The sequence below is a fragment of the Paenibacillus sp. FSL M8-0228 genome, assembly GCF_038007385.1.
Lineage (GTDB): Bacteria > Bacillota > Bacilli > Paenibacillales > Paenibacillaceae > Paenibacillus > Paenibacillus polymyxa_D.
The window spans coordinates 134,535-148,213 of record NZ_JBBOXA010000001.1; the positions used below are offsets into that span (position 1 = coordinate 134,535).

Below are 13,679 nucleotides of genomic sequence, written 5' to 3' on the forward strand. Positions count from 1 at the left end.
GCGCCTTCGCTATACAACATCGTGGTTGTATGCCGAAGGCGCTTTTATCATAGAATCTGGGTTGGGTGCTCGGGACGATATACCATACAATAAAATGGTTTCTTGCCGTCGGGGGTCTGGCGTTCATAGGTATCTGTAAGCTCAAATCCAGCCGCCTTGTAGGCCCGGATAGCGCGCCCATTCCAAGTAAGCACCTCTAGATCAATTTCATTCTTCGGGTTGCGTCGTTGGGCTTCCTCTGCAATGGCACGGACAAAATCAGAGCCTTTGCCATGTCCGCATCTTTCAGGATGCATGCCAAGACCTAGCCGGGTCACACCGATCATAGGAAAATATTGAGCAAATCCCATCAGCTTGTTCTCTTCATCCAGTACGGCAACATATTGCTCTTGGCGAAGCGTGGGACTTCCAAATTCGACCTCAAGCGCCTTCATTTGTTCCCAGGGGAGCCAACCGTATATGTTATAAGGTGGATCATAGCGCCACTCACAGATTGCAGCCGCTTGATGCTCGTCCATGGGTACGATCCGATAGTTGGATATTGAGGCCGGCATGTGTTCCATCCTCCTTTTACAGGTGCTTCAATCATTAACAACAGATTGTAGACAAGTTGCAGGGGAATGGCAAGCGTGTTTATTTTATACCCAAGACGGGTATACATTCAATAAGAAGGAATTACTGCTCATATGCTCCCCCAGCGGTGACGGTAAAACCGACGATGTTCGCTAAAATTGAAACCTTTTGAGGTGTCAGTTCGTCAGTAAAGATAATCATTGCTGATGTTGTGGACATAAAAAGCCGCAATTCGATTCCGGCAGAATCAAATTGCGGCTAGAGTTAGCTTGCTGTGCGTTAGTTATTCTACGTTGTCGTCATCAGGAATATCTGAAGCTACAGAATGGTAAGCGTCTGTGCTCATAATTCTTTTTGCACCGACATAGCGGTTAGCGTAATAATTTTCGTTCAGTGAGCTAACTACTACACCACGTGAAGTCGAGGAGTGGGCAAATTTCCCTTCACCTACGAAGATACCTACATGGGAAATGCCTCTTCCTGTGGTGTTGAAGAACACCAGGTCCCCAGGCCTCATTTCATCGCGGGATACAGAAGATCCCATTTTGAATTGTGATCCAGATTGATGCGGAAGTTTAATTCCCAGTTTGTTGAATACATACATTGTGAAGCCGGAGCAATCGAATCCCTCGAGTGTAGTGCCTCCGCTTCTGTAGTTCGTTCCTTTGGCATCTTGGATGACCTGGTCCATCTTGGAGTCTGCAAATGCACTGCCGCCACCGAATGTAAAAGATGTAAAGGCAATGGCAAGACTCATAGCTGCGATCGTTAGCTTCTTCTTCAAAAAAAATATACCCCTTCCAATGCCTGCGAGGTTAGCTTAAGGATTCGGTAGAAGGTTCCCCTATGACCACTCTGTTGCGAGATCAATTCACCCAAACTGGTTCCCCCGCTTCCTAGGTGCCAGGAATTAGGCTTTACTTAAGATGTGCACCTTGGAGAGCAGTATTCACAATAACGATATTTTTGAGATAAAGGTTACAATAAAGATTACAAAGTTGTTACTATCAGTTCACTGCGATTATTGTAACAAAGTCGGCTGGCTTTGGCAAATGTTTCATTGCAAAAAGTTACAAAAAAAATCTGCTCCTAATGTCCCAGGAACAGATCTTGTTAACAGTATTCAGTTATGTGCCGTTTGCGCGGTTATGCATAAAGTTTTTTCGACAGACGGAAATGAAGTGATTAACATAAAGGAAGGGCTTAGCTTCTACTGGAGATATCGGTATGCCATAGTCTGTACTGCGAACTGATATGCCACAGCCTGACCAGACTAGTAACAAAATGATACGATTGTTGGAGAATGAGCGCGAGCATGCCAGTCCAAATCATCGCCACGGTGCCAAATAGACCGAAGACCAGCAGCACACAAGCACCGAGCAAAAGGGATATACCGACAGCTGGGAGAAGCTGGCGAAAGAAGGCGAGCAGGGACGATAGTATGGCGTGACCACCGACAGTGCCTAGTTGCATATACAGGATGCACTGCCGAATGAACCATCCGTATGCCATCCATCCCATGGCATAGGGCAACAAGTGCAGCAGGTAAGAGGGAGATTGAAGCGTACCTGCTACAATAGGGTAGAGTCTCGGTACTACCCAAAAGGCGGGAATCAGCAGCAGTCCCAACTCGATGATGTAATACAACAGCGACGACATGCCATGGCGTTTCATACCTTTGAAAAAGGACAGGCTTTGCGGCTCAGTCGCATCGGTATGCAGGCTTTGATATATTCCGGCTCTAATGAAGGGAGTGATTAGTATGCGTAGTACAGTCGCCCCTAGTAGTATCCACAAATACACATGTACTTCCCGGCTGTCCATCAGAGCAATCTGGCTCTCCATCCAAAACAAGGTCTGTCCCAGCTCGTTTTGACCCTGATCAGGATAACGGAGCAATAGCGGGATAACGGCAGACTGCACCAGTCGATAGAGAAACACCCCCCACAGTAGTCGATACAGAAATAAAATGATAACGATATAGAATCGTATGCGCACCAGCGCCCAGCCCTCTTTTATAACAGTCCGCATCTATAGACACCTCACCATGACAGACTTCCAAGCAGTGTCTCCAACAGCTTGGTTACACTTATACTCCAACGGGTTTGTTGCTTTTCGTCCAATTCGGCTTTTAGGGTATTGTTAATATGCTTGTTCTCCAGTGCAATGGTATATAGGGGATCAAGGGTTACATAGGAAACGGGAGAAGTACTTTTGATCCGAAAAGTTGTGCTTTTGCCCGCACCGTCCCAAGCCTTGAATTTCGTGGTTCCATCCTTGAAGGTAAATTGGACAGGGATCTTGGGATAATCCGCCCCTTTTTTGCTGACCGTCACGACTGCTTCATATCCATTCTCCAGCTTGTGGTTTGTGATGTGATCCACTGAAAAGTCCGCCATCTGGCCGTCATATACATACTGTTCAAAATAGTGGCTCCATGAGCGTCCGGTGACTCTCTCCACGATACGTTGAAAATCCTGTGAGGACGGATGCTTAAATCGGTACGTCTGGACGTAGGTCCGCATAATGCGATCCATTTTTTTCATACCCACCTGACGTTCAATGCCCCGTAGTACCAGCTTGCCTCGAGAGTAGGCATTTTGCGCGTACTCAGCAGCCGAGCCGTACTTCCATGACTCACGGTTTAGCGGCTGTGGGGAGGATACCTGTCCCGATTGTAATGGCAAGTTGGGGGTAAGCCCATATTCTTGCTCCATAAGTCGCTCCTCTGCATAGGAGGTGAAGCCTTCATCCAGCCACGGCTCCTCAAATTCATTATTGGCTACCATTCCATAGAAATATTGATGTCCAATCTCATGAACTAATGTCCGTTCCAGACTATAGCCAGGATTGAGATTACCCGCAGCAGCGGCCGTGATGAGTGTCGGATACTCCATGCCGCCAGCTCCATTGCCTGATTTAGGTGGAACCACGATGGACAGGGTGGAATATGGATAAGGCCCGTACCATTTGCTGTAGTACAAAAGAGCGGCCTTCGCTGCGCTCATATAGCGTCCTTTGAGCTCCTTGTGCGATGGGTCAAGGTAGAGCTTGATTTTGACACCAGGGACTTCAGCAGAAGAAAAGGGTTCTTCTACGGCTACAAAGTTGGGTGAAGCGGACCAGGCAAAATCGTGTACATCATCGGCATAAAATTGATATATTTTTTGTCCGTTCTGTCGGACGGCACCACGGGTGGGAAATCCGGTCGCTGCTACGATATGAGTTTCAGGCACCCGAATCCGTACGCTGTAAATTCCAAAATCGGCATAAAACTCGGAGTTACCATGATACTGGTGGAGGTTCCAGCCCTCCTCGGCGCGTCCACGCTGCCCTGCAGTCTCGTAGACACTGAGCTTCGGGAACCACTGTCCTGCCATTACAAAATCATCTGTCCCACCCATACGAGCAAAGATGGCAGGCAGTTTTACCTCAAACTTCATATATAATGTGATTTCTTCGCCACCTCGTACTGGCTTGGGTAGACGCACCTTCATGAGCGAACGGTCGCCTGCGTTACCGTCATCTGGCTGCACATATTGGATGCGATGCATGAGGGATAAACCGTCTTCTGTTTTTAGTTCAGTCAGCGTCATAGAGCCAAAGCCGTCTTTGGGCATGGTGTCTCCGCGCAGCTTTCCACCGGATTCCTTCATAAAGGTGGTTTCCATGGAAGAGAAGGCGTTCGGGTATAGATGAAGATACAGATCATTCACGGTTTTCTTGCCCGGATGTTTCCAGGTCAGTGTCTCAGTGCCTCGCAAAACCTGTCCCTTTTCCAGAGATACATCAATGTGGTACTCTACCACCCGTTTGCTGAGGATTTCTGTAGCGGGTTGTGGAGGGTTCTTGGGCAGGTCAGGCAGGATGTTTGCCCCTAGAGGCTTGCCCACATTTGGGGCAAGCGCAGACTCAGACAGGGAGCCGTATAGTGGTTGGCCTATGGACTGCGGGTCGGATTGCGATTGGGGCTGCCAGGCAAACCATAACGTCCCTGCGAGGAGACCGAGGGCTAGTGTAGACAATAAAACGATTTTAGTGCGTGCTGGGGTCATACAATGGATACCTCCCGTTGACAAGCATCTACAGCATGTATATGTTTGCTTTCAGGAGATTATTAGTTAAAATATTTATAGTGTAGAATGAGTGTGAAGACGGAAAATGGAGGTCTAGTGACGCATGAGTGAAAATCAGCCGGACGGCAAAAAACAGATTGCACTGAACATTGTCAGTGGCAAGAGTAAACATAAGGGTTTCGGCGCAGGCTCAATTGACCTGAACAGCATGTCACCGGTCATCATTGACCGAGGAGAGGCGAAAATTGATATCGGTGCCATGCATGCCAAAAGTAAAGTAGAACGTGGTATCAAGTTCTCTACGAATAAAGAGGACGTACCGAACGGACGCCAGGTATGGCTCGTATGGGTAGCTGTGGACCGTACAGCCGAAGGACGTATGTACGGCGGCGCCACCGCCTGCGAGATGCTGATTGACGACGAGGCCAAACGCGGCTGGAAAATCCTCGCCGATCACGTCAACCGTATGGATTACGCGCTCAAGCGTCGTTTCATGCTGGAGGATCTCGGCAGCGAAGATAAGGCAGCGCTCAAAAGCCTGCTCATTTCGCATAACGAGGAATGGTGGGACGCTTCGCCTGAGGAATTGAAGCAGGCGCTGGAAGGGTAGGCCAAGCGTTAACACGATTCCAGTGTACACAACTGCTTAAAGAGCAGTCGGCAGTAAGGTTCAGAAGTAGACCGATACCTTGGTTGGGGGCGGTCTACTTCTTTTTCATGTAGGTAAGCAATGCTGAATGAACATGCCAAACATGATCATCAAAGAAATTGCTGGAAAAGTATACTATAAAAAATCTGTTTTTAAGAGATAAAACACTTAAATCCGCAATTTGTTAGAGCACCTCCAAGTTACATGAAAATTATTGTAACAGATATGTAGTTATGAACTGATAGCTCCTTGACATCCTGGAAAGGCATTCACTATAATTCAGATAGAAATCGCTTCCACTCTTCTTTCTATTCATTTTGTGGAACCGGTTCCTTGAAAGATGTAGTTAAGTCCTATTTACTGTTTATGAATGTAATCTCTAAATAAGGTGGCATCGTTATGTTTAAATGGTTGAAAAAGAAGGCGGCTCCTCGTATTGAAGAATTCGAAATGATAGCACCAATCAAAGGAAAAGTGGTTTCCCTGGAGGAGGTTCCAGATCCTGCGTTCTCTACGAAAGCTATGGGGGATGGCATCGCTATTCATCCGTCTGAGGGTAGGGTCACCGCTCCTTTCGCGGGAAAAGTTGCCCATGTCATGGAGAAAAGTAAGCATGCTCTGATTATTGAACATGAATCCGGCGTACAAGTTTTGATACATGTCGGGATTAATACCGTCTCTCTCAAAGGACAAGGGTTTAATCCTCATGTCCAAGTAGGAGATAGCATTAAAGCTGGGCAATTATTGATGGAGTTTGACCTGGATGCGATTCAACAGGGTGGATTGCCTGTAATTACGCCGGTAATCGTTCCAGATGGGCAAGAGATGATTAGCCATGTGGAAATCCTGGAAGGTACATCTGCCTCTCCAGAAGTACCTGTATTAAGAGTTCACTTAAAAGCCTAGTTCTCATTCAAAAAAGACTAACCAGGAATTCCTGGTTAGTCTTTTCTTTAGATGATTCACTGACCAGTCAAGGGGTGGGTACGACCATGTAAATCAAAGGTTAGGATTCATATATTTCAGATATCCGCTGATTACAATTGCCTTCGTACAGCCCTCCATGAAAGCAGACCACTTTTTTAATATCATATGGCAGCAGGTTTTTAAGAGATTCTTTGGCCATATTGAAATCACAGCAATATTGCGGGTCTGGAGCCAGTAATTTGCCGCTTACCACGCGTAGAGCATCTCCTGCAATCAGGGTTTGACTGGATTTATGATAGAAACTTAGGTGTCCTGGTGTATGTCCAGCAGTATCTATAACTACGATCCCCCCACAGAAGGGCAGTTTCTCTCCGGCAACGATGGTGGAGTTTACAATAGCCTTTGGGGGATTTTCAAGTGTACGCCGGAATGCGTGTCTCCACTCTACCGGAACGGATTCGGGCATGGAGCTTACAGCTTGATCTATTGCTTCTGGAGTCAGCTTTATAAGCTGTTTTTCTCCCTGTATATAGGGCTTTTCGATAGAACTGGCTAATACTTGAACTGGGGATGAAGAGGCTCGGACTATATCTGCTAAACTGCCGATATGGTCAAGGTCCTGGTGTGTTATTAATATAGAGGTAAGTTTATGGATTGCTAATCCGGTGTCTAGAATAGCCTCATGTAAAAGTGAGAGTTGCCCGGGGTAAGCCGTATCAACTAAAATCATGTTATCTTCGTCCCACACTAAAGTCGGGTGAATACTCTCTATACTTCCCATAATGTTAGCAGAAACCTGGAGCATGTGTATTCCCTTGTCTAATTGCATCGAATCCCTCCCATAAGAGTTGATGTAATACAAAGGAATCGTATCATTAAACATAAATATGTAAACCTATACTATATCATAAAAATAATTATTTGTAAATATGTAGAATTTTAAATTTGTGTGACAGTTAGGAGTGATGACGTGAAGAGAATTTATTTTGTCAGACATGCCCAAGCAACAGGACAGGAACCAGATGCCCGACTTACCGATGAGGGTACCCGACAAGCTGAGCAGTTGGTTGATTTTATGGAGAATGTAGGTGTGGAATATATTGTGTCCAGCCCGTGGAAACGGGCCGTGCGAACCATTCAGCCCTTGGCTGAACGGAAACAGTTGCAGGTGTATACTGATGTACGTCTTCAAGAACGGGTACTTAGCCATGAGCATTTGGATCATTGGCTGGACGTGCTGGAACAGACCTATTTGGACGAGGACTTGAAGCTGGAGGGAGGGGAATCATCCCGTGAAGCAGTAGATCGAGGAATCCAGCTTGTTCAGGAGCTTATAGAGCGGGCGGAAAAAACGGTTATCATTGTAACTCATGGAGCTTTACTATCTCTTCTCATTCGACATTACGATCCGCAGTTTGGGTTTGAGGACTGGAAAAAGCTTTCGAATCCCGACGTGTATTTGCTAGAACTGAAAGAAGCAGAAGCCAAGATTCACAGAGTGTGGGGTTGAAATAAATAAAGCACGTTCACATAAGTGCAGAATGGAATCGAAAGGGGAGGCGCATGTTGAAGGCAAACCGTTTTTTAGAATTAGAAAAGGCGTTGTTTCAAGCTTGGTCTTTGGAGTCTAGCTCTAAATGGACCGCAAATAATCCTGCGTCTGGGCAATGTGGTGTCACAGCACTCGTCGTTCAGGACAGGCTTGGCGGCGATATTTTGAAAACATGGCTGGATAGTGGTTGGCACTATTACAACCGTATTGGTGAGGACATTGTAGATTTTACGAGGTCGCAATTTTCAAGCCTTCCACAGTATCAGCATGTACACTCCAACCGGGAAGAAGCATTCTCAGACACCAATGCAGAGCAGTATGCAGCCCTAAGTCAGAGATTAAAGGAATTTCTAAACGAAGAAGAATAAGGGGATTTAAATCTGGATGCAGTCATAAAGGCGTGATTTTTGAACCTGATCCAATGGAAGGTGCTTTTTGTTGCCCAATATACATTAAAGAACTGAGTAATCAGTAAAATTCTTGAAGATAAAAGCTGTATTTACGTTATAAAATGAGCTATATACTGAGGTGAGAATAATAAAGAAGTCGTGCGCTAACACGACTCGAATATACAACCACTGCTTAGAAAAAAACTAATGCAGCCAATGGTTTGGAATGCTTAGAGAAGGGGGCAGTTTGGTTTTACAATTGCCCTTAGCCGAATTTAATTGCGCCTGTGTAAGAAAGATACTTCCTTCCAGATTAGCCCCACTTAAATCAGCATCTCTAAAATCCGTACCGATCAAGTCCGTCATTCTCAGATCAGCCTCTCGCAGATCAGCAGCAATCAGTAAAACTCCTCTCAGGTTGGTACCTCTAAGATCAGCGCCTCTCAAATTGGCCCCGATAAGGTCTCTACTCCTGATCTTTTTACTATATTTGTTGTGCTCTATGTTTTTCTTAACTTTTTCTCGTACTAACTCACTTGTTTGTAAAAGTAAATCATTGACTAACGCCCTATGGGTGGGTACATGAAGATTTATGAGAGATTTTGGATCTTGATTCGTAAGCTGCTCGGTTTTCGCCATAGCCTTTTGTAAGTCTGTATAGATGGGATGAGTTTCTTTTAAGTTAAGGGCTTCATTTAGGTAATAAAGCATTTCATGAAGCTGTTGCATGATGGGAAATATATTGAACATTTCCTCAGCTATTGCCGGATCGTCTCGCCAGCTTTTTCCGTTGTATGTAACTTGGGAAACTTTTTGGCCTGCTCCAAAGCAATCATATACTGTACAGCCTCGCAAGCCGTTATTTCTTAGGTTCTTATGAATATTACAACGATAATCCGCATTTAGGTTTTGACAAGGGGTTCCTCCGTCCTTATTAAAAGCAAAATCGGCTGATTTAGCATAAGGCAAGGCTACACAGCATAAACCAAAACATTGTTCACAATTTGCACTATACAATAAACACACATCCTTTTATTGGCACCTATTAAATATAATATTACCAAAAAAAGATGGAGCATGGTCTATTGTTTTTCTATAGACTTCTAGAGTCTGCTGGATCGTTTAGAGAAGAAATTTAGTCTTTTGCCAAATTTAATTGCCATGAAACACCGTATTTGTCTTCAACCCAGCCAAATTGTTGGCTTACGGGCGAGGCTTCAAGGGGCATTAGAACTCGGCCTTCCTGAGATAGCTGACCAAACACACGATGAATTTCTTCTTCCGAATCACAAGTGACGAATAGCGATAGAGCTGGGGTAAAAGGGTGTTTGTCCTGATGGTTATAGTCTATAGCCATAAAGGTTTGCCCTTTGAGGTTGAATACGGCATGTAACACGGTCCCATCTTCCTGATGGAAAATGCTCATGATACCAGACGGCTTAAAGACAGAGGTATAATATTGCATGGCTTCTTCTGCTTGACCAGAGAACATGAAAAATGTTGTAATTTTTGGATTGGAATCATGCATGAGATCAGCTCCCTAGACTGGATCGTAGATGGTAACATCTTTCCTCTTTTTTAATAGAAATATTCAGCATTAGAGAATTGCTTTATGAAGACGTACACACGTGAAAGGAGAAAACAGGATGATGGACACGACAGCAAGACTTATGGATATGTTCGGCTCAGGCAAGAAGCTGGACGCCAGCATCATTTCCGCCTATACGGATGTGGTTGCCCAATATGGGACAGTGGAGGATGCGTGGGAGTTATATAGGCTTTTTGTAGAAGATCCCCACCATTATATCAGGGGGTTGCTCCTCCAGCCGATCATGAGATGCGGGGATGTTACTTTGGCGCAGGATATGTACGAGCGTTATGTGCGAAATCAGGCATCCCCAGAACATATACCTGACGGCGTGCTGTATGTGCTAGGTTATTTGGGTTATGTGGAGGCTGCTGCTGATCTTGTCGCTTTGGTGAACGGACCGTATGGAGCTGTGTCTGTGGATGCCTGTTTGGGACTGGTACATCTTCCATGCGAACCGTACCGTGAGAAACTGGCGGCTGAATTGGAAAAAGTGTTGGATCAGCATTTGTTTAATGAATTCTTACCTCTGCTAAGCTTCAAATGCACTACTGAAGATATGGTTCCACGATTGGTGCATTGGGGAGAACGACATGCCTCGGTAGACTGTAATGCGGGAATTATTGCTGGAATTGCCTTGTTTGGAGAGGAGCAAAGGGATACGATTCGGTCTATTTTGTGGAATCCGCTTTGGGAGGCTCATGGAACAGCTACGGGAAGCTGTGTGTGGTCTTATATTGCTATGCAGCATGTAGGGTTGACCTTTAGAGAGCTTATTCAGGATATAAAAAGCTGTGATGTGTCCAAAGCAGGTGTACAGGACTTGGAGTACCGTTTGGAAGTGTTGTATGAGATGCTGGAACTAAAACTAAGTTATACAGCCCGACCGATCCGGTTCGCTCGCTGTAACGAGGAATCATTTGGTCAGCTCTATAGCGATTTATTTAGCTGGTCCACAGAGCATAAGGATGACTCTATGATAGGCTGGATGAACGACAATTTAGGGTATAAGCATCGGCTGCTGGAACAGTATGATGAGCTCAGGAAACGAGTCGAGATTAAAATGATACATGAAATTGAGCTGGAGCATGTTCAAAAAGGAAGTTAATCGTATCAGGAAATAAGAATTTTTGATGTAAAAGGACGAAATAGCGGAGTTTGGCGGAGATATGGGGATTCGCCCAGTCCGCGGGCTGGTGTCCCGCATAGGATACATCAGCCTAGACACAAGGAGTGAAACACATGTCTTTACTGCCACAAGTTCCTTTCGGAACGCAACCGGGTATTCCGGGTCCATTCACGCCGTCAAGTCCTTCGATTCCACAATTTCCTGATATGCAGGATTCGTTCCCGTCTCCGATAGGTCCGCCACCAGGCCCAGGATCATTTTCGCCACAGCCGTTCTCACCGCCGCCGCAAGGGCCGTTCGGTCCGCAAGGTGGGCAGCAAGCTCAAGCACCCACTTCTCCACCACCGCAATTTACGCCACCGAAGCCGCTGGTTTCGGCCTATGCTGTTGACCCTGGAGCCATCTTCGGTTGTTTGTTCCGCAACACGTTTGTATGGCTGACGAACGGAGAGCGTTTTTGGCTGTACCCTGTCTTTGTAGGCAGGACATCGGTAGCGGGTTTTCGGTGGAGTGGACGTTTTTGGTTTTATTATGGTGTAGACCTCAACCGTATTGAGTCGTTTAGCTGTTATTGGTAATAGCGCAGCTTTAGGGAAGAGCGGGGTTTAACGGGATGATGGCTGATGGCACTGGCAAGAGAGGTAAATGGGCATATGAGGTAAGTGATGCGAAAATAAAAAGACTGAGAGAGCGGTCATCGCGTTCCCCCAGTCTTTTTTTGCTATTAATCCATCCACCAACGCTTAAAATTGCCCCACCACGATTTCTTTTCAGCTTGTCGCTCCGCTTGGTCAGTTGGTGTGGATGCCGGTTGGTTATCTTGCCCCGATAGCGTCTCCTTCGGCTCCGTGCCGCTGACGAATACCTCCAGCCGCTTGTCCGGGCTGTCCGGTGCAGCCAGCTTGCCGCTGGCCGGGTCAATATAAGCGCTGACTACGCCGTCAGGGATAGGAAAGATTTTGGGTGGCACATTCTCCAGCGCTTTCTCCGTATATTGCGCAAAAATCGGAGCCGCCCGTCGGGCATCCTGTGTGCTGATGTCCTTGCCCTTGTCATAGCCGACCCAGACAGCGGTGGACAGCTCGGGGGTAAAGCCGACCATCCACGCATCGGTGTTGGTCGTGCCGCTCTTGCCGGCAACCGGGCGCTTGATCAGCTTCGCGACCCGGTTGCCAGTGCCGCCTTCCTCGAACACGCCTTCCATAAGGCGTGTGAGGACGTAGGCGGAGGCGGGCTTCACCACCTGCACGGGCGCGGCTTGGGGCGCTTCGTACAGCGACCGCCCGGCAGCATCGGTGATGCGCAGCACTGCCACCGGAGCCACCTTTTGCCCGCCGCTACCGATGACCGAGAAGGCCGAGGCCATCTCGAACGGGCTGACGGGCGACACACCCAGCGCTAGCGAAGGTACGGGCTTGAGCTCGCTTGTAATGCCCATTTTGCTGGCGAGGTCCATGACCTTATCCGTTCCCACCTTCAAAATGGTGCTTACGGCATAGATATTATCGGACGCCGCAATTGCGCGCCGAAGATCTATTTCGCCCAAATATTTGTCTCCAAAATTTTTGGGCTTATAGGTCTTGCGATTGTTATCGTAGTGGAACAACGTCGGTCGGCTTTCGAACTTGGACGTACTCGTCAATTCGCCGGAATCCAGTGCGCTTAGATACATAATCGGCTTGAAGGAGGAGCCTGGCTGCCGGGTTGTGGCCAGCGCATGATTATATTGATTCCCGACATAGTTCGTTCCACCAACCATGGCTTTGACATGTCCGTTGCGCGGGTCCATGGAGATTAACGCGGTTTCCAGTCCGTTGCTGTTCTTCATGCCTTCGTTTACAGCCGCCTCGGCTGCTTGCTGCATGTGCATGTCCAGCGTGGTATAAATACTCAGGCCGCCATGCTCAAGCACCCCTTCGCTAATCCCGAGCTGATGTGTCACCAACTGGCGGACGTAATCGCGGAACCAGGGAGCGGTTTCCACTGTCCGACGCTGGCTCTCGGGCCGCAGGGCTAACATTTCCTCATAGGCCTTGGTGGCTTCAGCCGGTGTAATTTTGCCGATAAGCGCCATGGAGTCCAGAACAATTTTCTGCCGATCCTTTGCATTTTTCATATGATTATACGGTGAATAGTAGGTTGGCCCTTTTGGAATACCTGCTAACAGGGCGCTTTCGGCCAAATCCAGATCTTTTGCGGATTTACCGAAATACATTTGCGAAGCTGCTTCAATGCCATAGGCGCCGTGACCATAGTAAATTTCGTTCAAATACATTTGTAGCAGCTCATTTTTGGTGTACTTCATTTCAAGCTGTGCGGTATAGATAGCCTCCTTGGCCTTGCGCGTCCACGTTTTCTCATGAGATAAGTATAGATTGCGTGCAAGCTGCTGAGTCAGCGTGCTGGCCCCTTGCGACATATCCCAGCGGGTCAGATTAACGATTACCGCCCGGCCCAGACCTTTGAAATCAAAGCCAAAATGATCGTAAAACTTCCGATCTTCCACAGCCAGGGTAGCTGCAATCAAATCGGGTGAAATGTGATCAAGCTGGACCGGAATGGATTCTTTGCCTCCAGCAGAGAAAGTGGCGATGACTTGCCCCTGACTATCGAGCAGACGTGAATTCCGATCCGTATCCGCGAGCGGAAGGCTGGTCGTGTACAAATAGGCGAGCAGGATGCAGGCGGCGATGACCGTCAGGATCGTGAGAGACATCAGTCCTTGAAACAATCGAAGCCAAAGCGGTTTACGCTTGGGGGATCGTCCGGTCGTATCGGTCATCATGCCACCTCCTT

At 47.1% G+C, this 13,679-nt stretch carries 14 protein-coding genes and 1 riboswitch; of the genes, 6 read left to right on the top strand and 8 right to left on the bottom strand.

Translation table 11 applies throughout. The features are described from left to right. Window positions 1-47: 47 nt before the first annotated feature. The 4 genes from MKY98_RS00535 to MKY98_RS00550 all read right to left on the bottom strand — a co-directional run bounded on the left by MKY98_RS00535 (window position 48) and on the right by MKY98_RS00550 (window position 4,628). Window positions 48-554: a GNAT family N-acetyltransferase gene (locus tag MKY98_RS00535; protein WP_069011490.1), complete on the bottom strand. Its 507-nt coding sequence runs from the start codon at window positions 552-554 to the stop codon at window positions 48-50. Window positions 555-856: 302 nt separating this feature from the next. After that, entirely contained in the window at window positions 857-1,357 is a 501-nt protein-coding gene (locus MKY98_RS00540) for a C40 family peptidase (protein ID WP_029514939.1), read from the bottom strand. Between the two features lie 5 nt (window positions 1,358-1,362). Continuing rightward, window positions 1,363-1,500: riboswitch (cyclic di-AMP (ydaO/yuaA leader) on the bottom strand. A 276-nt stretch (window positions 1,501-1,776) separates the two neighbouring features. Then, the gene (locus tag MKY98_RS00545) at window positions 1,777-2,604 is read right to left on the bottom strand and encodes a hypothetical protein (protein WP_029514937.1); all 828 of its coding nucleotides are present in this window, start codon (window positions 2,602-2,604) and stop codon (window positions 1,777-1,779) included. A gap of 11 nt (window positions 2,605-2,615) precedes the next feature. Continuing rightward, window positions 2,616-4,628 carry a M1 family metallopeptidase gene (locus MKY98_RS00550; protein WP_069011489.1) on the bottom strand — a complete coding sequence of 671 codons (2,013 nt, stop codon included), beginning with the start codon at window positions 4,626-4,628 and terminating at the stop codon, window positions 2,616-2,618. A 124-nt stretch (window positions 4,629-4,752) separates the two neighbouring features. On the opposite strand from MKY98_RS00550, the gene MKY98_RS00555 reads away from it, so the two are divergent. Together MKY98_RS00555 and MKY98_RS00560 are read left to right on the top strand one after the other, a co-directional pair. After that, window positions 4,753-5,259 carry a YwhD family protein gene (locus MKY98_RS00555; protein WP_029514934.1) on the top strand — a complete coding sequence of 169 codons (507 nt, stop codon included), beginning with the start codon at window positions 4,753-4,755 and terminating at the stop codon, window positions 5,257-5,259. A 438-nt stretch (window positions 5,260-5,697) separates the two neighbouring features. Continuing rightward, window positions 5,698-6,204, top strand: coding sequence for a PTS sugar transporter subunit IIA (locus tag MKY98_RS00560; protein ID WP_029514933.1), 507 nt, complete (start codon window positions 5,698-5,700; stop codon window positions 6,202-6,204). 100 nt (window positions 6,205-6,304) lie between these two features. Here MKY98_RS00560 and MKY98_RS00565 read toward each other — a convergent pair whose 3' ends face one another. Next, window positions 6,305-7,054 (bottom strand): MBL fold metallo-hydrolase, encoded by a 750-nt coding sequence (locus MKY98_RS00565; protein WP_029514932.1) that lies wholly within the window; start codon window positions 7,052-7,054, stop codon window positions 6,305-6,307. A 141-nt stretch (window positions 7,055-7,195) separates the two neighbouring features. On the opposite strand from MKY98_RS00565, the gene MKY98_RS00570 reads away from it, so the two are divergent. Both MKY98_RS00570 and MKY98_RS00575 read left to right on the top strand, forming a co-directional pair. Next, window positions 7,196-7,735, top strand: a complete 540-nt coding sequence (locus tag MKY98_RS00570; RefSeq protein WP_029514930.1) for a histidine phosphatase family protein — start codon at window positions 7,196-7,198, stop codon at window positions 7,733-7,735. 56 nt (window positions 7,736-7,791) lie between these two features. Further along, entirely contained in the window at window positions 7,792-8,145 is a 354-nt protein-coding gene (locus MKY98_RS00575) for a YunG family protein (protein WP_069011495.1), read from the top strand. Between the two features lie 225 nt (window positions 8,146-8,370). Here MKY98_RS00575 and MKY98_RS00580 read toward each other — a convergent pair whose 3' ends face one another. Continuing rightward, window positions 8,371-9,183 carry a pentapeptide repeat-containing protein gene (locus tag MKY98_RS00580; protein ID WP_069011488.1) on the bottom strand — a complete coding sequence of 271 codons (813 nt, stop codon included), beginning with the start codon at window positions 9,181-9,183 and terminating at the stop codon, window positions 8,371-8,373. 118 nt (window positions 9,184-9,301) lie between these two features. Beyond that, window positions 9,302-9,694, bottom strand: a complete 393-nt coding sequence (locus MKY98_RS00585; protein ID WP_029514926.1) for a VOC family protein — start codon at window positions 9,692-9,694, stop codon at window positions 9,302-9,304. A gap of 118 nt (window positions 9,695-9,812) precedes the next feature. On the opposite strand from MKY98_RS00585, the gene MKY98_RS00590 reads away from it, so the two are divergent. Beyond that, window positions 9,813-10,862: a hypothetical protein gene (locus MKY98_RS00590; protein WP_069011487.1), complete on the top strand. Its 1,050-nt coding sequence runs from the start codon at window positions 9,813-9,815 to the stop codon at window positions 10,860-10,862. 134 nt (window positions 10,863-10,996) lie between these two features. Next, complete coding sequence (locus tag MKY98_RS00595; protein ID WP_069011486.1) at window positions 10,997-11,461, top strand: transporter; 465 nt, start codon at window positions 10,997-10,999, stop codon at window positions 11,459-11,461. 146 nt (window positions 11,462-11,607) lie between these two features. Here the strand turns inward: MKY98_RS00595 and MKY98_RS00600 are convergent, their stop codons facing one another. Beyond that, window positions 11,608-13,665: a transglycosylase domain-containing protein gene (locus MKY98_RS00600; protein WP_029514921.1), complete on the bottom strand. Its 2,058-nt coding sequence runs from the start codon at window positions 13,663-13,665 to the stop codon at window positions 11,608-11,610. Window positions 13,666-13,679: the final 14 nt, after the last annotated feature.

What these genes read in the sequence shown, in the direction of transcription:
- MKY98_RS00535 (WP_069011490.1), bottom strand. Translation starts at nt 554, where the DNA reads ATGCCGGCCTCAATATCCAACTATCGGATCGTACCCATGGACGAGCAT.
- MKY98_RS00545 (WP_029514937.1), bottom strand. Translation starts at nt 2,604, where the DNA reads ATGCGGACTGTTATAAAAGAGGGCTGGGCGCTGGTGCGCATACGATTC.
- MKY98_RS00550 (WP_069011489.1), bottom strand. Translation starts at nt 4,628, where the DNA reads ATGACCCCAGCACGCACTAAAATCGTTTTATTGTCTACACTAGCCCTC.
- MKY98_RS00555 (WP_029514934.1), top strand. Translation starts at nt 4,753, where the DNA reads ATGAGTGAAAATCAGCCGGACGGCAAAAAACAGATTGCACTGAACATT.
- MKY98_RS00560 (WP_029514933.1), top strand. Translation starts at nt 5,698, where the DNA reads ATGTTTAAATGGTTGAAAAAGAAGGCGGCTCCTCGTATTGAAGAATTC.
- MKY98_RS00565 (WP_029514932.1), bottom strand. Translation starts at nt 7,054, where the DNA reads ATGCAATTAGACAAGGGAATACACATGCTCCAGGTTTCTGCTAACATT.
- MKY98_RS00585 (WP_029514926.1), bottom strand. Translation starts at nt 9,694, where the DNA reads ATGCATGATTCCAATCCAAAAATTACAACATTTTTCATGTTCTCTGGT.
- MKY98_RS00590 (WP_069011487.1), top strand. Translation starts at nt 9,813, where the DNA reads ATGATGGACACGACAGCAAGACTTATGGATATGTTCGGCTCAGGCAAG.
- MKY98_RS00595 (WP_069011486.1), top strand. Translation starts at nt 10,997, where the DNA reads ATGTCTTTACTGCCACAAGTTCCTTTCGGAACGCAACCGGGTATTCCG.
- MKY98_RS00600 (WP_029514921.1), bottom strand. Translation starts at nt 13,665, where the DNA reads ATGACCGATACGACCGGACGATCCCCCAAGCGTAAACCGCTTTGGCTT.